This is a genomic window from Nocardia iowensis, assembly GCF_019222765.1.
GTDB lineage: Bacteria > Actinomycetota > Actinomycetes > Mycobacteriales > Mycobacteriaceae > Nocardia > Nocardia iowensis.
The window spans coordinates 7,088,833-7,108,171 of sequence record NZ_CP078145.1 but is presented as its reverse complement, the minus strand read 5'-3'; the positions used below and the strand labels follow the sequence as shown (position 1 = coordinate 7,108,171).

23 protein-coding genes are annotated in these 19,339 nt (G+C 67.1%); 11 read left to right on the top strand and 12 right to left on the bottom strand.

The window, feature by feature from the left end; all coding sequences use genetic code 11:
* The first annotated feature begins 32 nt into the window (after positions 1 to 32).
* Both KV110_RS32670 and KV110_RS32665 read left to right on the top strand, forming a co-directional pair.
* A complete protein-coding gene (locus KV110_RS32670) occupies positions 33 to 293 on the top strand; it encodes a hypothetical protein (protein ID WP_218471014.1) in 261 nt (86 codons plus the stop codon).
* Positions 294 to 395: 102 nt separating this feature from the next.
* Positions 396 to 809 carry a hypothetical protein gene (locus KV110_RS32665; protein WP_218471013.1) on the top strand — a complete coding sequence of 138 codons (414 nt, stop codon included), beginning with the start codon at positions 396 to 398 and terminating at the stop codon, positions 807 to 809.
* 42 nt (positions 810 to 851) lie between these two features.
* Here the strand turns inward: KV110_RS32665 and KV110_RS32660 are convergent, their stop codons facing one another.
* Entirely contained in the window at positions 852 to 1,607 is a 756-nt protein-coding gene (locus KV110_RS32660) for an AAA family ATPase (RefSeq protein WP_246634131.1), read from the bottom strand.
* A gap of 206 nt (positions 1,608 to 1,813) precedes the next feature.
* On the opposite strand from KV110_RS32660, the gene KV110_RS32655 reads away from it, so the two are divergent.
* From KV110_RS32655 to KV110_RS32645, 3 genes are all read left to right on the top strand, one after another.
* Entirely contained in the window at positions 1,814 to 2,152 is a 339-nt protein-coding gene (locus KV110_RS32655; RefSeq protein ID WP_218471012.1) for a hypothetical protein, read from the top strand.
* A gap of 146 nt (positions 2,153 to 2,298) precedes the next feature.
* Positions 2,299 to 2,982, top strand: coding sequence for a VC0807 family protein (locus tag KV110_RS32650; RefSeq protein ID WP_218471011.1), 684 nt, complete (start codon positions 2,299 to 2,301; stop codon positions 2,980 to 2,982).
* A gap of 111 nt (positions 2,983 to 3,093) precedes the next feature.
* Positions 3,094 to 3,447, top strand: a complete 354-nt coding sequence (locus tag KV110_RS32645; RefSeq protein WP_218471010.1) for an HPF/RaiA family ribosome-associated protein — start codon at positions 3,094 to 3,096, stop codon at positions 3,445 to 3,447.
* Positions 3,448 to 3,450: 3 nt separating this feature from the next.
* Here KV110_RS32645 and KV110_RS32640 read toward each other — a convergent pair whose 3' ends face one another.
* Positions 3,451 to 3,900, bottom strand: coding sequence for a hypothetical protein (locus KV110_RS32640; RefSeq protein ID WP_218471009.1), 450 nt, complete (start codon positions 3,898 to 3,900; stop codon positions 3,451 to 3,453).
* 153 nt (positions 3,901 to 4,053) lie between these two features.
* Here KV110_RS32640 and KV110_RS32635 point away from each other — a divergent pair, with 153 nt between their 5' ends.
* Together KV110_RS32635 and KV110_RS32630 are read left to right on the top strand one after the other, a co-directional pair.
* Positions 4,054 to 5,004 (top strand): GlxA family transcriptional regulator, encoded by a 951-nt coding sequence (locus KV110_RS32635; RefSeq protein WP_218471008.1) that lies wholly within the window; start codon positions 4,054 to 4,056, stop codon positions 5,002 to 5,004.
* A gap of 107 nt (positions 5,005 to 5,111) precedes the next feature.
* Complete coding sequence (locus KV110_RS32630) at positions 5,112 to 5,828, top strand: class I SAM-dependent methyltransferase (RefSeq protein WP_218471007.1); 717 nt, start codon at positions 5,112 to 5,114, stop codon at positions 5,826 to 5,828.
* Positions 5,829 to 5,873: 45 nt separating this feature from the next.
* Here the strand turns inward: KV110_RS32630 and KV110_RS32625 are convergent, their stop codons facing one another.
* The 5 genes from KV110_RS32625 to KV110_RS32605 all read right to left on the bottom strand — a co-directional run bounded on the left by KV110_RS32625 (position 5,874) and on the right by KV110_RS32605 (position 10,820).
* The gene (locus tag KV110_RS32625; protein WP_246634130.1) at positions 5,874 to 6,806 is read right to left on the bottom strand and encodes a hypothetical protein; all 933 of its coding nucleotides are present in this window, start codon (positions 6,804 to 6,806) and stop codon (positions 5,874 to 5,876) included.
* Between the two features lie 41 nt (positions 6,807 to 6,847).
* Positions 6,848 to 7,393, bottom strand: coding sequence for a thioredoxin family protein (locus KV110_RS32620; protein WP_218471005.1), 546 nt, complete (start codon positions 7,391 to 7,393; stop codon positions 6,848 to 6,850).
* A 102-nt stretch (positions 7,394 to 7,495) separates the two neighbouring features.
* The gene (locus tag KV110_RS32615; RefSeq protein ID WP_218471004.1) at positions 7,496 to 8,434 is read right to left on the bottom strand and encodes a threonine/serine dehydratase; all 939 of its coding nucleotides are present in this window, start codon (positions 8,432 to 8,434) and stop codon (positions 7,496 to 7,498) included.
* An 8-nt stretch (positions 8,435 to 8,442) separates the two neighbouring features.
* Positions 8,443 to 9,834 (bottom strand): bifunctional lysylphosphatidylglycerol flippase/synthetase MprF, encoded by a 1,392-nt coding sequence (locus KV110_RS32610; protein ID WP_218471003.1) that lies wholly within the window; start codon positions 9,832 to 9,834, stop codon positions 8,443 to 8,445.
* A 215-nt stretch (positions 9,835 to 10,049) separates the two neighbouring features.
* Positions 10,050 to 10,820, bottom strand: coding sequence for a dienelactone hydrolase family protein (locus KV110_RS32605; RefSeq protein WP_218471002.1), 771 nt, complete (start codon positions 10,818 to 10,820; stop codon positions 10,050 to 10,052).
* 248 nt (positions 10,821 to 11,068) lie between these two features.
* On the opposite strand from KV110_RS32605, the gene KV110_RS32600 reads away from it, so the two are divergent.
* Positions 11,069 to 11,572, top strand: coding sequence for a hypothetical protein (locus tag KV110_RS32600; protein ID WP_218471001.1), 504 nt, complete (start codon positions 11,069 to 11,071; stop codon positions 11,570 to 11,572).
* Between the two features lie 47 nt (positions 11,573 to 11,619).
* Complete coding sequence (locus KV110_RS32595) at positions 11,620 to 12,381, top strand: helix-turn-helix domain-containing protein (protein ID WP_343224135.1); 762 nt, start codon at positions 11,620 to 11,622, stop codon at positions 12,379 to 12,381.
* 16 nt (positions 12,382 to 12,397) lie between these two features.
* Here the strand turns inward: KV110_RS32595 and KV110_RS32590 are convergent, their stop codons facing one another.
* The 3 genes from KV110_RS32590 to KV110_RS32580 form a co-directional block, all read right to left on the bottom strand.
* On the bottom strand, positions 12,398 to 12,799 hold the full coding sequence (locus KV110_RS32590) for a VOC family protein (protein ID WP_218471000.1): 402 nt from the start codon (positions 12,797 to 12,799) through the stop codon (positions 12,398 to 12,400).
* 57 nt (positions 12,800 to 12,856) lie between these two features.
* Positions 12,857 to 13,270: an arsenate reductase ArsC gene (locus KV110_RS32585; RefSeq protein WP_218470999.1), complete on the bottom strand. Its 414-nt coding sequence runs from the start codon at positions 13,268 to 13,270 to the stop codon at positions 12,857 to 12,859.
* Positions 13,271 to 13,790: 520 nt separating this feature from the next.
* Entirely contained in the window at positions 13,791 to 14,702 is a 912-nt protein-coding gene (locus tag KV110_RS32580; protein ID WP_218470998.1) for an oxygenase MpaB family protein, read from the bottom strand.
* A gap of 127 nt (positions 14,703 to 14,829) precedes the next feature.
* On the opposite strand from KV110_RS32580, the gene KV110_RS32575 reads away from it, so the two are divergent.
* On the top strand, positions 14,830 to 15,582 hold the full coding sequence (locus tag KV110_RS32575; protein WP_218470997.1) for an SIR2 family NAD-dependent protein deacylase: 753 nt from the start codon (positions 14,830 to 14,832) through the stop codon (positions 15,580 to 15,582).
* A 28-nt stretch (positions 15,583 to 15,610) separates the two neighbouring features.
* Here the strand turns inward: KV110_RS32575 and KV110_RS32570 are convergent, their stop codons facing one another.
* Both KV110_RS32570 and KV110_RS32565 read right to left on the bottom strand, forming a co-directional pair.
* Complete coding sequence (locus KV110_RS32570) at positions 15,611 to 16,909, bottom strand: D-arabinono-1,4-lactone oxidase (protein ID WP_218470996.1); 1,299 nt, start codon at positions 16,907 to 16,909, stop codon at positions 15,611 to 15,613.
* A 53-nt stretch (positions 16,910 to 16,962) separates the two neighbouring features.
* Positions 16,963 to 17,634, bottom strand: coding sequence for a TetR/AcrR family transcriptional regulator (locus KV110_RS32565; RefSeq protein WP_218470995.1), 672 nt, complete (start codon positions 17,632 to 17,634; stop codon positions 16,963 to 16,965).
* 117 nt (positions 17,635 to 17,751) lie between these two features.
* On the opposite strand from KV110_RS32565, the gene KV110_RS32560 reads away from it, so the two are divergent.
* On the top strand, positions 17,752 to 19,251 hold the full coding sequence (locus KV110_RS32560; protein ID WP_218470994.1) for an MFS transporter: 1,500 nt from the start codon (positions 17,752 to 17,754) through the stop codon (positions 19,249 to 19,251).
* Positions 19,252 to 19,339: the final 88 nt, after the last annotated feature.

Here is a 19,339-nt window from a genome sequence, read left to right as displayed (position 1 = left end):
GCTATAGCCTGCCGCACGGCGCGCCGGGCGTTATGTCCGGTCACGTGTCCGACTGCTCGCTGAGGACCGACCGCGCCACCGAGATCCTCCGGCCGGTGTGGCCGGAAGTGGTCGTGATCGACGTCCGCGCACGAGCAGGCGGCCAGTTGAGTTCTGTCTACGAAGTGCAATGCGCAGTGCCCGCGGAGTCGGTGATCGTGAAGGTTTACGACGATCGGTGGGATTGGTTTGCCTCGATCGGCGAGACCGCGCCATTGCCCGGCATCACCGCAGATATCCGACAGCTGAGCTGAAACATTCGGCGATTTCCGCCACGCCGATGGGTGCGGCGAGTGAGGATCTAGGGAGTTCGTCGGTGCGTGGTGTTCCGGCGCCCAGGACATAGGACCGGATTCATGAAGGATAGGAACAGTCGAATGCGGGTCGGTGCTGTTGCGGGAGCGTTCGGGGCCGCGGTGGTGGCTACGGTAGGCGCCGCGTCGGGTGCGGGGGCCACGGTGACGCAGATGGGTATGTCGCCAGGGATCAGTGTCGGATCAGCGACCAACTATGGGACGGGCTGTACCTATCAAGCGCGGGCGACGGTGACCGACGTGATCGAGCCGGTTGTCTTCTACGACAACGGTGTTGCGTTCGCGGTGGCCAGGCCGTCCGGCGGCGTCGCGTTGGTCACCTGGGTGCCTACCACGCCGGGCCCGCACACGATCAGCGCCGTGCAGGCGCCGGACGACACCATCGTCGCGAGCCTGGACCTGCGGGTCGGGACGGGTATGCACCTGGGATACAGCTGCATCGTCAGCGGCGGCTGAGCCCACCCTGCGCTGGTGCCGCACCTCACATGCGGCGTGAAATCACTCCCGATCGAGCAGATGGCGCAGGTAGCGGTCGGGTTCAGCGAGAAAGTCCCTGGTCATCCGGACCGGCAGCGCCGCGTCGTAGCCGACCTCGGCGATCTCGCCGTGCTCGGCGATCTCGTAGATCGTCGCGCCGGGTAGCGCGAGCAGGATCGGCGAATGAGTCGCCACGATGACCTGGCATTTTTGCGCGGCCAGCTCGGACAGCAGCGCCAGTACGGCCATGCAACCACGGGGCGACAACGCCGCTTCCGGCTCGTCCAACAGGTACAGCCCGTTCGGATAGAACCGGCGCCGAATCAGGTCGACGAACGATTCACCATGGGAGCGCGCGTGCGGCGACACCCCGCCGAAGACGGCCAACTGATCCGGCCCGAGTCTTTCGGTTTCGGTGGCGACGTTGTAGTACGACTCGGCGCGCAGAAAGAATCGGCTGCGGGGTTTGCGGGTGCCCCACTTCACCACCAGATGCTCGCCGAGTACCGACTCGGTCGAGCGGGTGGTGAAGCGGTAGTTCTGACTGCCGCCTTCCGGATTCATGCCGACCGCGACGGCCAGCGCCTCCAACAGTGTCGACTTGCCGCTGCCGTTCTCGCCGATCAGGAAGGTCACACCGGGGGCAAGGGGGAGGCCACCGGCCTCGGCGAGATACCGCACCGCGGGTAGACAAAACGGATATTCCTCCCGGTCAACGGCATTCGGTGCGAGCCCCATCTCGCGGATGAATCGCGCCGCCTCGCCGTCCTTGTGCACGCCCCATGGTAAGTGGGCAGAGCAGGGCGGGAAGCAGCAGGTCAGAATTTGTTTCGTCAACTTTTTCGCCGGGTGGTGGGCACGACGAAGCGGGGCTACGATCTCCCCTGTCGGACGCCTGTGAGGAGAGCAGTGATGTCGGAAATTCCGCTCGGGACGGCGGTCGCCGATCCCGACCGCGGGACGCTGCTGTCAGGGGTGTGGCCGTGATCAGGGTCGAGCTCGACATCCATTCCGATCAGCCGAATCCACGGTGGCGGTTGACGCCGGGAGACGAGGCGCAACTGCACGGGTTGATCGCCGCCGCGCCGCGTGCCGCCGCGAGCGATGTCGAAAACAACGGGGAATACCGGGGTTTCGTCGCGCAACTGACGGACGAGGAGACCTTGCGCGTGCAGCGCGGGATCATCGAAATCGCGCGCGGTGACCAGCGCACCTATCGCACCGACGCCGACCGCGCGGTCGAGCGGTGGTTGCTGGCGACCGGTCGGCCGACGCTCCAGCCCGGCGACTATCAGACTGTCGTTGCGGCGCTGTGGGATTGACGAAACCCTAGCTGCTCCGGCCCGGTAGCCGGTCATGACATCTGTCATGCCCCAGTCGTGATGGTTGACAGATCTGCTCGCTCGTCAGCGTCCGTAGCGTCAATCCTCGTTACGCACCGCCGAAAATGTTGACGAGGAGCATCCCGATGACCATCACCGCAGTCGAGCCGGACCGAGCCGAGCAGCCCACCGCGTCGCCGTTCAGCGGGCTTCGCCTGCTGGCCTCGATCGGCCGGGATATCGCCATCCCGGTGGGCGCCTACTTCGCCTTGCACGCACTCGGCTACAGCGATTTCGCCGGGCTGCTCGCCGGAACGGTGCTGTCGGGCGCCATGCTGCTGCTGGAGACGATCCGCCTGCGGCGGCTAGAGGTGTTTCCGGCAATTATGTTGGGGGTCTTCATCTTCGGCCTCGCGGGTTCATTGATCAGCGGTGATCCCCGGCTGATGATCATCAAGGATTCGGTGGGGACGGTGCTGGTCGGCCTCGCCTTCTTGATCAGCACCGTGGTCGGTAAACCATTGACCTACCTGGCCGCACGCAAGACGGTGTCCGCGGGTGGCCCGGCGCAGTTGGCCGCGTTCGAGGAGGTCTATCGGACCGATGCCGCGAAGCGCAGGGCATTCCGCGCGCTGGCCGCGATGTGGGGCTTCGGGCTGATGGCAGAGGCTGTGCTGCGCATCGTTCTTGCCTACCAACTGCCGATTCCCACCATGGCTTGGCTCTCGCCCGTGCTGATGGTCGGGACGATCGTCCCGCTGACGGCGGTCACCGTCGCGGTGAGCAAGCGCAGCCGTCGCGTGACCTCGCCCACCGGATCACGCAGGTAGTGTCGGTTTCGTGGAGTTTGCTACTGACGTGCGCAGCCGGACGGACTCCGTCCGCGGGCCGCGCATGGCCGGAGCGAGCGCGTAGGTACGCCCAACGGAATGGAGAAAGCAGTGCAGATCCAGATCAATACCGGAAGCGGCATCCACGGCGGCGAAGGCCTGAACGAGCGGGCGGAAGCCGAGATCGCCTCGGTGCTCGATCGTTTCAGCAGCCAGCTGACGCGCATCGAAGCGCACCTGAGCGACCTGAACGGGGAAAAGGGTGGCCCGGACGACAAGCAGTGCGTGCTGGAGGCGCGGCCGACCGGCCAGCATCCGGTGGCGGTCACCCATCGCGCGGCAACGGTCGAGGAGTCGTACCGGGGTGCCGCGGAAAGCATGGCGCACCTGCTCGACAGCAAATTCGGTCGGCTGCATCACGCCAAGGGCGGCGAGACGATCCGGCACATGGCCGCCCCGGAGTGAGGGTCAGGCCCCGGTCGTCGAACCTGGTCGGACGATCATCAGCACGGTGACGACGACCCACAGCATGTTGAATATGCCGGTGTCCATGGCAAGCCGGCGGATCAACGTCGGGGTGGTGCCAGGCAGGTCGGCGAGAACCTTGTGCTGGCCGGGCAGGATCAACATGGCGAGCACGCCGGCGGCGGCCGCGGTCAAGCCGATCGAGATGATCAGCCAGGTATCGGTCAGCACGCCGAGGCTGAGCGCGGTGAGCGCGCCGAAGATGGGGACGAGGATCCCGAGGTAGGCATAGACACGGCAGATGCGGTGCAGGGTGCCGAGCACGGTGGATTCGCGATCGGTCCCGGCGAGGGCCCGTCGGGTGGTCGGCGGGAACATGCTCGCCGCGACCGTCACCGGTCCGACGGCGAGGATCACGGCCAGCACGTGGACCGAGAGCAGAAACTTCGTCACAGCGGCGAGGTTAACGGGGATCAGGCCGACGAGGAATAGGCGAAACGGCCATATATCGGTCGATTCCGGCCAAGTGCTCTGACGTCGTGATTCATCGCTCGAGCGCAGCTCGTCCCTATTGGCGGGAACCCGGTGACCACCTACGCTTGTGTCATGCACGCCGTGGCTGTTCTCGCACTGGACGGGGTCATCCCCTCCGACCTCACCACACCCATCGATGTGTTCGGTTGCGCGCGGCTGCCGGACGGGCGGGCCGCCTACCGGATACTGGTCTGTGGCCTCGGGCCGACCGTGGATGCCGGGGCGTTCACGCTGCGCCCGCCGTGGGACCTGACGGCGCTGGCCGATGCCGACACGATCATCGTGCCAGGGCTCGCCGATCCGACGGCACCGGTCCCGGACGAGGTCCTCGACGCGCTGCGGCAGGCGGCCGCCGCGGGCACGCGCATCGCGTCGATCTGTGTCGGCGCCTTCGTCCTCGCCGCCACCGGTCTGCTCGACGGTCATCGCGCGACCACGCACTGGGTCGCCGCGGCCGAGTTCGCCGCCCGTTATCCCGCCCTGGACGTGGACCCGGCCGTGCTCTATGTGGACAACGGCCAGTTGCTCACCTCGGCGGGTGCCGCCGCGGGAATCGACCTGTGCCTGCACATGATTCGCCGTGACCACGGCTCCGCGGTCGCCGCCGACGCGGCCCGGCTGTCCGTCGTCCCGCTGGAACGCGAAGGGGGACAAGCGCAATTCATCGTGCACGACCAGCCGCCGACCCCGCGCGGCTCGGCGCTGGAACCGGTAATGCGATGGCTGCAAGAGAATTCCGCGCAGGACCTGACCCTCGACGACATCGCCGCGCACGCCGGGATGAGCACCCGCACGCTCAACCGCCGCTTCCGGGAGCAGACCGGCACCACGCCGCTGCAATGGTTGCTGCGGGCCCGGATTCGCCAGGCGCAGTACCTCCTGGAATCCACCGGCCACCCGGTGGACCGGATCGCGGGGCAGGTCGGGTTCGGTTCGCCCACTGCCTTCCGGGATCGCTTCAAACGGATCGTCGGAACCAGTCCGCACAGCTACCGTGCGGCCTTCCACGGTGCCGATGGCTGATCTTGGCGGATTCATGTCACGTCAAACCGGAGCTTCTTGCTCCGTTTCTCGATAGAATTCATCCGTTGAATTCCTGCTCCACTATCGAGGCGAGGGATAGGTCCGCTATGACCGAGAGCAATGCAACACCCCCGGTAGACCCGACGACCGTGGATTTCGAAGAGGCATATCGCACCGGGACCCTCGCCGAGGGCGTGGTGATGGACCGGCTGCCGTGGGAAATCGGCAGGCCGCAACCGCTACTCGTCGAGTTCGAGCGCGCGGGCCGGATCACCGGCGACGTGCTCGACGTCGGATGTGGCCCCGGCGATACCGCCATCTATCTGGCCGGTCTCGGCTACCGCGTGACGGGTTTGGATGTCGCGCCGACCGCGATCGAGAAGGCGCGGGCCAGGGCGGCCGAGCGCGGCGTCGCGGCGTCGTTCGCGGTGGCGGACGCGACCGTGCTCGCCGGGTATGACGGACGGTTCGACACCGTTGTGAGCAGCGCGCTCGTGCACTGCCTCGACCCGGAACAGCGCAAGGCACATGTGGCGGCGCTGCTGCGGGTGATGCGGCCGGGCGCCCGGCTGATCCAATTCTGTTTCGCCCCAACGGAGAACAGCGAGGTGTACGCCCCCTACACGCTCGCCGAGGACGAGCTGCGCGGCACCTTCCGCGCGCCGGACTGGAAGCTGACCGAACTGCGCCGCGACAAGTTGACCGCGATCAAACCGCCGCCGGCGTTCTGGGAAGCGTTCGGCACCACGGAGGTGCAGCCCGAGTTCGACGAGGACGGCGGCATGCTGCTGCCGATCTGGGTGCTGGAGGCCGAACGGCTCTGACCAAGCACCGGTGGCTACGTGGAGGCGAAAGCCAAGTCTGCCCCGTTAGGACGCAAGCGCTTTGGCGACGATGCCGCCGGTGACCGCCTTGGTCAGGTAGTGCGTCGAGTCATGTGGGCTGGCCCCGTTGTCCAAGGGTTCCTCGGTGATCGGGGCGACGCCAGCGCCGGGGAAGGGCGGGAAGTACGGGGCGAGGTCGAGGTGGGCGGCGACCAGGTCGTCGCGGTCGACCAGGTTGTACCACCCGGCAACGGCTTTGGGGACGGTGCACGGTTGCGGCCGCAGCCGGTCGTAGATGACGGTGCGCAGGCCGAGTGGCGAACCCATGGTCAGCAGGGTCACCTCCTGGTCGACGTGATGCAGCGCCTCGTAGGCCACGACCGAGCCGAGAGAGTGGGCGATGACCAGTTTGGTGTCCGGCCCCACGTGGGTGAGCACCTGCTGTTGCGCGTACTGCCGCACGGCGTCGTCGGTGAAGTAGCGGGTGACCTGCGACAGCGCGCGGACGACGAACTTCTCGGCGAGTCCGATCCCGAACGGCGCGAACCAGCGCAGCCGGACCAGCGCGTTGAGGGCCGGGCGCAGTGCGGCTTTGGCGCCCTGGGCGCGGGCGTCCGGCGGCGGCACGGCGGCCAGTCGCTGGGCGGTCAATCGATCGCGTTGGTCGCTCGCGTGCTCGGCGGCGTTCTCCAGCCACAGCTCGGCGAGTTGTTCCATCAGCTCGAGCTGTTCCTCGTCGAGGTCGCCCACCGCACCGCCCTGGGCGCCCTTCGCCAGGAACTGATTGCCGTAGAACGCCATCCTGGCCGAGATCTCACCGGGTACGCCATTGCGCCATAGGCGGTCGGCGAGTTCGTGGTCGCCGTGGTTGCGCACCCCGCCCGCCAACCCGGGTAGCCATTGCGCTTCCAGCGTGTCGGCGGCAGCTTGCTCCTGTGCGATCCCGTGTACAAGGACGATCGTTGCCAACGTCCCCACCCCTTTCCTGTCCGGTGACGTTGTCATTGTCGCGCGCGGACTCAGTCCGCGCGCCACTTGATGGAACAGCCCATGCTCGGGCGGTGTGGTTCCGGCACCGGCTTGCCGTCCAGTACCGCTTCCACAGCGGCGCGTAATTCGTTGCCGGTCGGCGGCTTTCCGTTGCCGGGCGTGGATTCGTCGAACGCACCGCGATAGGCGAGGGCGAGCGCCGCGTCGTAGAGGAAGAAGTCCGGCGTGCATGCGGCCCGGAAGGCGCGGCCCACCTCCTGCGACTCGTCGACGAGGTAGGGAAACGTCCAGCCCGCGCGAATGGCCTGGTCGCGCAGGCGGAACGGGGCGTCGTCGGGGTAGGCGGCCGCGTCGTTGGTGCAGATTGCCACGGTCGGTATGGGGAGGGCGTCGACCAGTTCACCGAGTGCCGATTCGAGGTGTTTCACATAAGGGCAATGGTTGGCGGAGAAGACGACCAGCAGACCGGGCCCGCCTTCGAAGTCTGCGCGCGAATGAATTCGCTGATCCAGGTCGGGCAGCGCGAAGTCCGGCGCCGGTGTGCCGAGGGGAACCATGAGGGAGGACAGCGCCATGGTGGAAGTGCTTCCGTCGGGATCGAAGACGGTACGAGCCTAACTCCGCTCGGCGGTGCGCGCCGGAAATCGCTGGCGGAAAAGACGACCCGCAATGCCCGTTCAGCTGGTCAGATCAGACGGGTCGGTATTCGCGCCGCACACTACGACACACACCTGCTCGTCGGGCTCGGGCTGAAAAGCCGTGCCTGCGCGCAGTGCGGCAAGCGCGGTGGCGGCGCCGTATTCGACGGCAAGACGGCGGTCTTCCCAGATGGCGCGGCGGGCGGCGATGATGTCCTCGTCATCGACGAGCAGCGAGACGACGTCGTAGTGCTGCGCGGCGTGCAGCGCCAATTCGGTGGCACGCCGGGCACCGAGGGAGTCCGCGGCGATCGAATCGATGTCAACGTCGACCAGTTGCCCGGCCGCGATCGACGCGTTGAGGGCGCGGCAGCGGGCGGGTTCCACCGCAACGGTCCGGACACCGTAATGGTCTGCGGCGGTGGCGATTCCGGCGAACAGTCCGCCGCCACCGACGGCGACCACGATGGTGTCGAGGTCGGGCAGCCGCTGGTGGATTTCTTCCATCAGCGTGCCCGCGCCCGCGGCGATCAACGGATTGTCGTAGGCGTGTGACAGCAAAGCGCCTGTCGTGGCGGCGAATTCGCGGCTGGCCGCGAGTGCGTCGGCGTATTGCGTACCGATCAGCCTGACCTCGGCGCCGTAGGAGTTGAGCCGGTCCACCTTCACCTTCGGCGCGGTGGTCGGCAGGAAAACCGTGGCGCGGACGCCCTGCCTGCGGGCCGCCCAGGCACAGGCCAGCCCCGCATTACCACCGGAGGCGATCGTCACCCCCGCGTCCGGTAACGTGCCGTTCTCTCGGTGCGTGAGCAGGAAATTCAGCGCACCGCGCGCCTTGAAGCTGCCGGTGTGCTGCATGAATTCCAATGCCAACCACAGCTGACCCGCACCGTCGTCGCCAGGCGCGAGGGTGATCGGCCGTACCTGGCCCGCCACCCGCTCGACGGCGGCCTTGATATCGCTGTGCGTCAAATCCATGGTGTCCCTCAGTGTTCCCTGCGGTGCGGTGCGAACTCCAGGGTAAGCAGGGCGGCGGCCGCGATGACGACCTCGCGCCAGCGGATCAGCACGTACCGCTGGTCGGACAGCGCATGAAACTTGCGCAGGAACCGATACAGCGATTCCAGCCGGATCAGCGGATCACCCAGGTGCACAAGCAGATAGATCAGCTTCGCCATCCGCGACTTCTGCTTGTCGGCGAAGAGTTCGGGAAAGGGCGCGAACGCCAACGAGATCCGGTGGATGTCGTGCTCACGGGCGTAGTCGACCAGGTCGATGATCATCCGCTCGTCCAGGCCATTGGGGGCGTCCTTGCGCCGCCACGGCACGTCGAGGCTGAGCTCGCGGCCGCGGCCGGAGACGCCGTAACGCTGGAAACCCGAGAGTGTTCCGTCCTCGTCCTTGGCCATGACCACCAGCATGTTCGGGTTTCGTCCGTCCAGCAGATGGTCGAGGATCATCGAGAAGCCGCGGGTCTGCCTGCCCCGGCCCCACTCGTCGACAATGGCGAGCAGGCCCTCGCGTTGCTGATCGGTCAGCGCGGACTCGTCGGCGATCTCGGTGGTGACGCCGAAATTGCGGGTGCGGCTGACGGCTTGGCGCAAGTTGCGATAGCGCCTGCCGACCATCGCGAAGTCGTCCACCTCGATCACCACATCGCGGCCGATCGGAACGGCATGCAGCCCACGATGTTCCAGCGCGCGGCGGCGCCACATGTCGGCCAGTGCCGGGCTCGCGCCGAGCACCGCGATGCGCCAGCCCTGGTTGATCGCGAATTCGGAGAACTCGGTGAGCAATTCGGGGAAGGCGGCGCGGTCGCCGATCGGATCGCCCGCCACCACGGCGATGCCGAAGCGGGTGCGGTAGCCGATCCCGGCGGTCGAATTCGCGTTGAAGTAATACGTTTTCGAGGAGTGCAGCGCGAAGGGGGCCAGCGGGTCCCGTTCGGTCCGGCCGACCAGTTCAGCGACTCGATATAGCTGCTCGGGTTGCGGTCTGCTCGACTGCGGCAGCACCAGGATGAAACCGCTGGAGGCGAGCAGCGCGAAGCCGTAACCGGGATGTTCGATGCGATAGGCGAGGTGGGCGATGGCCAGCACGAGTAGCGCCACCGCGAAATGCGGCAGGGTGATCGGCCGCCGCAGGTGTAGCCCGCGCGCGACGAACACACCCGCGACCGCGACGCCGACGAACCAGGCGTGCTCGGCCCCTTCCCGTGCGGCGGGGTGGGCCGCGTACACCAGGAACACGCTGACGATCAGCGCGACGCCGATGAAGACCGGTCGGGTAGTGGGGGTGGCCGTGAGCGAGGCCTGGCGATACCCGGTGAGTGCCGAGTTGTGCTGCGTCGCCGCTGCCGCTCCCCGCTGGTCACCCACGCCGGTGCTCCGCCCCGGTCTCGCGTTCCTCCATCCACACCAGCTCCGCCATGTGGTCCTCCCGATGATCGCTTACCGACAACACTATGCAGAACCGGCGGTTCCGAGGGCGCCTGCCCCCCGGAAACCGGCCGGTTGGTCGCACGTACGGCACAGGTCCGCCGTACGGCTGGAGTCGGTACCGACTCCAGCCGAAACATCGGATGATAGGCCGTTTATTCCGCGTCGAAGGCGCGATGTAGCAGTGCCAAGAGATCGTGCAGGTGGCGCTGCCCCGCGTCCGCTCGATAGGAAGGCGTGTCCCGCATGGTGAAACCGTGCGGCGCGTCCGGATAGACGACCGACGTGTACCGCACGCCCGCCTTGTCGAGGGCCTGTTCGAGATGGGTGATCTGCTCGGGCGGCATCGACGAGTCGTGGTCGGCGTGCGCAATGAACAATTCCGCGGTGATGTCGGCCGCCGCGTGGTGCGGACTGTCCGGCCGGTCATCGGCGGCCAGAAAACCGCCGTGGAAACTGGCCGCGGCGGCGATCCGGTCGCCGAACGTCGCGGCGGTGCGCAGCGACAACCTGCCGCCCATGCAGTACCCCGTAGTCGCCAGCGGGCCCGGGGTCACCAGGTCGTTGGCGGAAAGCCAGTCGAGGTAGCCCCGCGCGTCCCGCATTGCCTTGTCCGGCGTCAGCGCGTCCCGTACCGGGCCCAAGTCCGCGAAGAACTTCGCCTGCGCGTCCGGCTCGCTGAAGTCCGGCATGGGGAGCACCGGTGCACGGCCGGAACGGTAGAAGATGTTCGGCGCCAGCACCGCGAATCCGTGTGCGGCGATGGTCTCCACCATCTCGCGCAACCACGGTCGCAGCCCGAACGCGTCTGGGTAGAACAGCAGGCCCGGATGTTCGGCGCCGTCGTCCGGATGGGCGAAGTAGGCGTCCGCGGTGCCGTCGAGTAGCGGAATATCGACCGCGTCGAACGCGACGGGTGCAGTCATCGGATGGGTCTCCCTGACGAATGGTGACAACGACCGACGCAACATTACTCCGGCAAATTACTGAATTAATCGGCGATTTCGGGCGCGTGTAGTCTCCATTCGACGCCGAAGTTGTCATGCTCTGTCTATCGGCGGCGCGCGGTTCCCCGTGGTCACGTTCTGCTCCGGCCCAGTGCTTACGCCGCCGAGTTCGATCGCTGATCCGTACCAATCGCCTGGTGAGTGGGCGCGACGAGAGGGTTTGACCTGTGAAACTGAGCTGGCTGGTGGTTCCGGCGCTGGTCGCCGTCGCTGTGACGGGGTGCTCCGCTGACAAATCGGCGAGCAGTGAATCGACGTCCTCGAGTAATGCGGCGACCTCGAGTTCGGCTGTAGCCACCCCCTATCCAGGCGACGACGACGAAGCGGGTGGCGTACGGATCGCGCTGGGTGAGACCAAAAAAGTCCCGGTCCCCGCCGATGCCGTGATGGATATCCGGGTGCCCGCCGAGTGGGGCCAGGACGCGAATGCGCTGCGCTGCACCGCGGTCGACAGTTCCGGCCGGAACGAAGATCTGCGGTCCTCTGATGTGAAAAAGACCGAATCGGTGAATGGCAAGGACTGGATGACGGTGTGGACGTTTTCCGCCGCGCCGATCGGTGATGTGACGGTCGGCTGCAATGACCCGGAATCGAAAATCGCCGCCGCGCACCCCGACGCTTTCGTCCGCGTCGTGCCGCGCGGGGTGTTCCCGATTCCGGCGCAGCGCTGAGTCTGCCGACGGGCGACCGTGTCAGGGGGCGGAGGTAGCGTCGAAGTGTGGACGATGCCTGGGACGAACAGAGGTATCGGGAGCGGCCGTCGAGGTTCGGGCGGGCCGTGATGTGGACGCGGACGGTGACGGGGCACGACGCCGGGATGTCGGTGCTGCCGGACGGATGCATTGATCTGCTGTGGGTTGGTGGGCGGCTGGTTGTCGCGGGTCCGGACACCCGGGCTTACCGCCCGGTGGTCGAGATGGGCACGCGGTATGCCGGGATTCGGTTCTTTCCGGGGACGGCGCCTGCCCTACTCGGCGTGCCCGCGGATGAATTGCGCGATCAGCGGATCGATCTCGCCGATGTGTGGTCATCGGCGAGGGTGCGGCGGCTGAGCGAGCAGCTGGGGAACGCCGACGATCCGGTGACGGCGTTGGAGGAGATCGCGGTGCGCAGGGCAGCGGAGGTGACACCGCCGGACCCGGTGTTGCCGCGGATAGTGGCGGCACTGGACGCGGGCTGGTCGGTGCGCGCGACGGCGGACGCGACCGGCCTGAATGCCCGTCTGCTGCACCGGCGTTCGCTGGCGGCGTTCGGCTACGGGCCCAAGACGCTGGCGCGGGTGCTTAGGCTGCAACGCGCCCTGGGGCAGGCGCGGCGCGGGATGTCGTTTGCCGACACCGCCGCCTCGACCGGGTTCGCGGACCAAGCCCATCTGGCGCGGGAAGTGCGTGATCTCGCCGGAATGCCATTGGGAGAGGTGCTGACTCGGTCGAGCGGGTCCGTGCCGGAAAGCCTCCGCCCGGTAGCGGAGGCGGGTTGAAGAGACGGCCGGTGCGTCAGTCGACGGTCGGGAGGGGAGCGTAGAGGTCGATTCCGTTGCCGTCCGGGTCCAGGATGACGGCGTAGCGCTGGCCCCAGAAGGCGTCCCACGGTTTCATCTCACTGTCGTATCCGGCCTCGACGAGGCTGGTGTGGACCGAGTCGACCTCGGCGGGGTCGGTGCAGCGGAAAGCGAGTCCGACGCGTCCAGCGCTGGTCGGGGGTTCCCATTCGGTGTGGAAGGACTTGATGGTGGCCTCGGTGTCGAGCGCTACCCGTAGGCCGTTGGGCAGGGCCGCTTCGGCGTGCGGCTGTTGCTCCGAGCCCTCGGGGAAGTCGAGGCCGAGGCGGCGGTAGAAGGCGACTGAGGCGCTCATATCGGTGACAACGATTCCGATGACGTCGAGTTGTGGAGTCATACCCGCACGGTAATCACCCACGCCCTACCCGGTCTTGAACAAATCGGACCGCCACGGTCAGCGGGCCAGGGCGGGGACCAGTTCGGCGATGAGGTTCTCGACCAGGATCTGGATGCGGTCGCGGGTCGGCCGGACCATGTCGATGGTCTGCTCGGACGGGTCGGGTAACACCCAGTCGCGGTAGCTGATGCCAGGGAAGAACGGGCAGGCGTCGCCGCAACCCATGGTCACCACCACGTCGGAGATGCCGACCGCGTCCATCGTCAGCGGCTTGGGCGTGTGGCCGGAGATGTCGATGCCGACCTCCGCCATGGCGGCCACGGCTATCGGGTTGAGCGCGGCGGTGGGCGCACTGCCCGCCGTCCGGACCTCGATGCGATCGCCGGCGAGCGCGCTGAGAAACCCGGCGGCCATCTGCGATCTACCCGCGTTGTGCACGCAGATGAACAGCACGCTGGGCTTGTGCGGCATAGAAGCGCCTTTCGGTGAGCTGAGCAAGGGGTGTGCTGTGGTGTCGGATGGATGTGTCATCCGGCGTGTTGGGACCGAAACGCTGTCGAAGCGTACGGGATACGTATACCAGCGCGGCGAAGATCGTTACTGCGGACAGGTCATCGTCCGCGCGGTCGGCCGTCGTGGGGCGCGTGATTCGCCGGTCAGTGGACTCGAAGTTGTTGGCGCACAGCGGTTGCCGGGCGAGTGCAGTTGTCCGTGTCGGGCAGTTGCGGGAATCGGTGTAAGACGTATTTCGGACTGGACGGTTTTCTCATGGCGCGCCGGGCTGGCCTCCAGTCGGAGCGAAGAGTGGCCAGCTGAGAGTTGTTGGCGCACAATAGGTGCCGCGGCCACGTATTCGGACTGGTCGGTCTCTCTTGGGCGGGGAGGGCGGCACCGCTGTTCATCTCGAACCAGTCGGCGGTTGAAAAATGCTGCTGCACAACAAATACGGCGCCGCAGCCGTAATGGCCGCAGCGCCGTCGAGGGCAGAGACTCAGATCGGACGGAAGTCGATCATCTTGCGGAGCCGCTGCCGATCACGTTCCAGACGACGGGCTTCAAAGGCGATAGGGAAGTACCGCACGCGCTCCGGGAGCAGCGGAACGGCGCGCGCGATCACCCAACCGAGCGCCCGCAGCTTGCGCTCGTCGGACTCGGTCCAGGTCAGACCCAGCTTCTTCCGGGCCACCTCGGGGGTCGTGCCAACGGTCACGAAGTACTGCAACCGCCCGACCGGGGCGGCCGCACGCCGCCAGAGCGGGGCGAGCGCACGCGGCAACTGCTTCGGCGGCGCGACGGACCGGATCACGCGCAGATAGTCGCGAGCGGTATCGGTGGCCTGCAAGTGGTTGGACACCATGTCGTTGAAGAACGTTTCGAACTCGGCATAGTCGGCCGGAATCTGCTTGGGCGCCACCGAGAAGTTGCGCATCAACTGCACCATCTCCTGGTAGACCGCCTCCTTCTCGGCCGGGGAGAGCGGGTTGCGGGCAAAGTACTTCGCGTTCTCGGCGAAGGCGAACGTTCCGGTGTGCAGCACCCAGGCCCACGGCCCGGCGGCCAGCGCCTTGTGTCGGACGCCGTGCGCGTCGGTGGTGTTGAGCGAGGCGTGCATGGTGCGTAGCCGGTCGGCCTCGGCCAGCGCCTCCTCGCCGCCGTAGATCCACATCATCACCGAGGCGATGCTGCGCACGGCGCGGCCCATCGGATCGGTGCGGAAGGTGGAGTGCTCGTCGACCACCGCGGAGATGCTCGGCTCCATGGTCTGCAGCAGGAAGGCCGAACCGGCGGTCAGCGAGAAGGTGATCAAGCCGGTCTCGTCCCACAGACGCGTGCCCGGCTCGAACGGCCGGCGCGGCGGAAGGGTTCGCGCGCTGGTGGATTCGAGTGCGGCCGATGCGGTCATCGTGATCTCCTTTGATCAACACCTCTAAAGCGATGAGATGATTAGTGTAACATTCTCTCATCGTCTTGCGCTGGTCGAATGCGCGCACGGATGCCGCGGTGTGCGGCGCGTCCTAGGCTTCGGTGCTATGACGAGCGAGTGGCGCCGCCGGGACGGCCGCATCGGGGTGCTCACCGGGGCGGGCATCTCCACCGACTCCGGCATCCCCGACTTCCGCGGGCCGCGTGGTGTGTGGACGAAAGACCCGATCGCCGAACTGCTCTCGACCTACGACAACTACCTGGCCGATCCGGAACTGCGGCAACGAGCGTGGCTGGCCCGGCGCGACAACCCGGCATGGCGGGCGCGACCGAACGCCGCGCATACCGCGCTGGCCGCGCTGGCCCGCGCCGGGCGTGCGGTCACGATCATCACCCAGAACATCGACCGACTGCACCAACGCGCCGGTTTCGCGGCGGACCGGGTGATCGAGATCCACGGCAACATGTTCGAGGTGGTCTGCGTCGAATGCGACTATCAGACAACGATGGCCGCGACCCTGGACCGCGTCGCGGCGGGCGAGGCGGATCCACCGTGCCCGGACTGCGGCGGCGTACTGAAATCGGCCACCATCATGTTCGGCCAGCAGATGGACCGCCGCACCATGATGAAGGCCGCGCTCACCGCGGAAACCAGCGACATCTTCCTGGCGATCGGCAGCTCGCTGCAGGTCGAACCGGCGGCGTCGATGTGCGCCATCGCCGTGCAGAGCGGCGCGGACCTGGTCATCGTCAATGCCGAACCCACGCCGTACGACTCGATGGCCACCGAGATCATCCGCGAACCCATCGGCACCGCCGTGCCCCGCCTGGTCGCCGAGATCCTCGAGGCCGGGGCGTAGCTTTCGCGATGGCGTGCGCGCGCCGCCGTTAGTCGACCGGTCCGAGCACGCGGTTTAGATAGGCGTTGCTGAAACGGCCCTTGGGGTCGAAGCGGCGGCGGACTTCGGCGAAGCGGTCCCAGTCCGGGTAGCGCCGGCGCAGCGTGTCCGCGGTCTGGAAGTGGCGCTTGCCCCAGTGCGGGCGGCCGTCGTACTTGTCGAACACCGCCTCGCAGGCGCGGAAGTACGGCTCGTAGGCCATGCCCCGGTACTGGTGCACGGCGATGTAGCAGGTGTCGCGGCCGGTGGCGGGGGATAGGAAGGCGTCGTCGGGGGCGACCCAGCGGACCTCGATCGGCATCGGCGTATCGAATCTGGTGGACAGCTCCTTGATCTCGCGGATCGCCGCGGCGGAGTGCTCGCGCGGGATGGCGTATTCCATCTCGGTGAAGCGCAGCAGGCGCGGGGAGGCGAAGACTCGGTAGGAGCGGTCGACCTGACGGCGGTAGCTGCCCGCGTAGGCGGCGCCGCGGTGGATCCAGGGCACCAGCCGCGGCTGCCAGCGGCCGAGTTTGCACAGCGCGTCGAAGGTGTAGTTGGACATCAGGATGTCGGCGAACCAGTCGACGGCCTTGCCGCGCGGCTGCTCCAGGAGCTGGACGGGGTTGTTGCGCTTGGTCATAGCGAGCGGGCTGTGCGCGAACATGTAGAACTCGAAGTGCTGGTTGCTGTCGATGTAGGAGTCCAGGTCGGCGAGAATGTCGTCCACGGGGACCGGCCGCTCGACGCCTTCGAGCACGAACGACGGCACCAACTGCAGCGTCGCGGCGGTGATCACGCCCAGCGCGCCGACACTGACCCTAGCCGCGCGCCAGCCCTCGGGATCGGTCTCCGCGTTCAGCTCGAGCCGGCTGCCGTCGGCGAGCATCAGTTCGATGGAATGCAGTGCGGCGGAGAGGTTTTGCAGGGCGGCCCCGGTGCCGTGGGTCGCGGTGGCGGTGGCGCCCGCGACGGTCTGCACGTCGATATCGCCGAGGTTGGGGAAGGCGAGGCCGTGCTCGTGCAGCGCGTTGCTCGCGGCGTTGAGGGTGATGCCCGCCTCGACTCGGACCCGGCCGGTGTCGGCGTCGACGTCGAGGACGCGATTGAGGTTGGCCAGGTCGAGCAGCACGCCGTCGGTCAGGACGGTGTCGGTGAACGAGTGTCCGGCACCCGCGACGCGCACGATCTGTCCGGCATCGCCGGCCCGGCCGAGAACCTCGGCGACCTCATCTACGGTGCGCGGGGTGGCGATGCTCGCCGGCGCGCAGTGTTGATCGCCAGCCCAGTTCACCCACGAGTTGGTCATGTGACCAACTGTAGGGGATCACAGTGTGATGTGGGCTACCTATAACGTAGTTGTTACCTTCGGCGTCCCGAGCACGCGCCCTTGGCCTGTTCTACCTCGTCATCGGTCAGCGGCGGCACCGGCAGGTGCTGACGCGGGATGCCGTCGGCGCGTACGCCATTGAGCACGATTGCCATGTAGCGCTGCCAGACATCGGGATTGACCGGCCGGGCGAATTCCGCCATGCCGTCGACCATGTGGATCAGCGCGAAGAAGTCGGAGGGCTCGACGCCGGGCGCGAGGGCGCCCGCGTTCCGCGCGCGGTCCACGATGGCGAGGACGGTGGGCTTGATCCGGTCGCGGACAACCACGAACCGGTCGATATCGTCCTCGAGTTCCAGCATCACCTCGCTGAAACCACGGTTCACTGCCATGTGTCTGCACGCGTACTCGAAGAACTCGACGAGTCCGAACCATGGATCGGCATGCCGGTAGGCGGCGTCGGCCGCCTCGGCGAAGTCTCCGAGATTCTGTTCGAAGACCTCGGTGATCAGTTCCTTCTTGTTCGCGAACCGGCGGTAGACGGTACCGACGCCGACACCGGCGCGTTCGGCGACGTCATCGAGGGTGATCTCGAGTCCGTGGTCGGCGAAGAGTTCGCGCGCCGCGGCGATGATCCGCTGCTGGTTCCGCGCGGCATCGGCACGCAGGCGCCGGGGTGGAGAAAGTGCCGTGGCGTGATTCACACCCACATCCTATCAAGTATCGGGATTAAGCGGAGGCGTTCTCTCCGTTATCGTGATAGCTTACTTCGGTAACCGGAGGTTGTAACTCCGCATCAATACTCGAGACAAAGGGGACACATGACTACCACGTTCGACCGTGGGGCACCCGCCCCCGATAAAACGGATCAGGGCCGTCGCGGCTCGCACGCCCTGCGCTGGTGGGTGCTGGCCATTCTCGGCGTGGCACAGCTCATGGTCGTGCTGGATGCGACCGTCGTGAATATCGCCCTCCCGGCTGCTCAGCGGGATCTGGGGTTCAGTGACGGCGATCGCCAGTGGGTAGTCACCGGTTACGCGCTCGCGTTCGGCAGCCTGCTGCTGCTCGGCGGTCGGCTCAGTGACCTCTTCGGCCGTCGCAATACCTTCATCATCGGCCTGATCGGTTTCGCCGGTGCCTCCGCGGTCGGCGGCGCGGCAACCAGCTTCGAGATGCTGGTGGCGGCACGCGTCGGCCAGGGCATCTTCGGCGCGCTGCTGGCTCCGGCCGCCTTGTCACTGCTCACCGTCACCTTCACCGAACCGGGAGAGCGGGCCAAGGCCTTCGGCATCTTCGGTGCGGTCGCCGGTGCGGGCGGTGCGATCGGCCTGTTGCTCGGCGGCATGCTCACCGAATGGGCGAACTGGCGCTGGGTGATGTTCGTCAACCTGGCTTTCGCCGCCGTCGCGCTGGTCGGCGCGGTGCTGCTGCTGGCCAAGCATGTGGTTGCCGAGCGGCCAAAGCTCGATATCCCCGGCACCGTGGTGGTGACCGCGGCGCTGTTCGGCATCGTGTACGGCTTCTCGCATGCCGAGTCGACCAGCTGGACCAACCCGGTCACGCTGGCCTTCCTCATCGGCGGCGCGGTGCTGCTCGCGGTGTTCGTGTGGCTGGAGACCAAGGTCGCCAATCCCTTGCTGCCGCTGCGCATCGTGCTGGACCGCACCCGTGGCGGATCGTTCCTGACCGTCTTCATCATGGGCATCGGGATGTTCGCGATCTTCCTGTTCCTCACCTACTACATGCAGCTGAGCATGGGCTACTCGCCGATCAAGACCGGCTTGGCGTTCCTGCCGATGGTGGCGGCCATGGTCGTCTCGTCCACCATGGTTCCCTCGCTGGTGCTGCCCAAGGTCGGCCCGAAGATCGTGATGGCCGGCGGGTTCCTGATCGCCGCGGGCGGCATGGCCTGGCTGACCCAGATCGGTCTCGACACCGGTTACTCCTCGCACATCCTGCCCGCGCTGATCCTGCTCGGTCTCGGTCTCGGTGGTGCGATGTCGACCGCGTTCCAGGGCGCGACCTCCGGCGTGCATCACGAGGACGCCGGTGTGGCGTCGGCGATGATCAACACCAGCCAGCAGGTCGGTGGCTCGATCGGTACCGCGCTGCTCAGCACTATCGCCGCCTCGGCCGCGACCGACTACCTGTCGACCCGCACGCCGGACCCGTTGACCGTGGCGCAGTCCGCGGTCGAGAGCTACACCACCAGCTTCTGGTGGGCCACCGCGATCTTCGTGGCCGGTGCGGTGATCACCGCGGTGCTCATGCCCAATACGGTTCCGGAGCCTTCGGAGGGTGAGCCGGTGCTCGCGCACTGAGTTATCGGCCGCGCGGGCGCGGCGTGTTCGCGGCCCCCGGAGTCCCGCGTCCGAGCGGACGAGACTTGCGCCTTCGGCGCATGCGCTT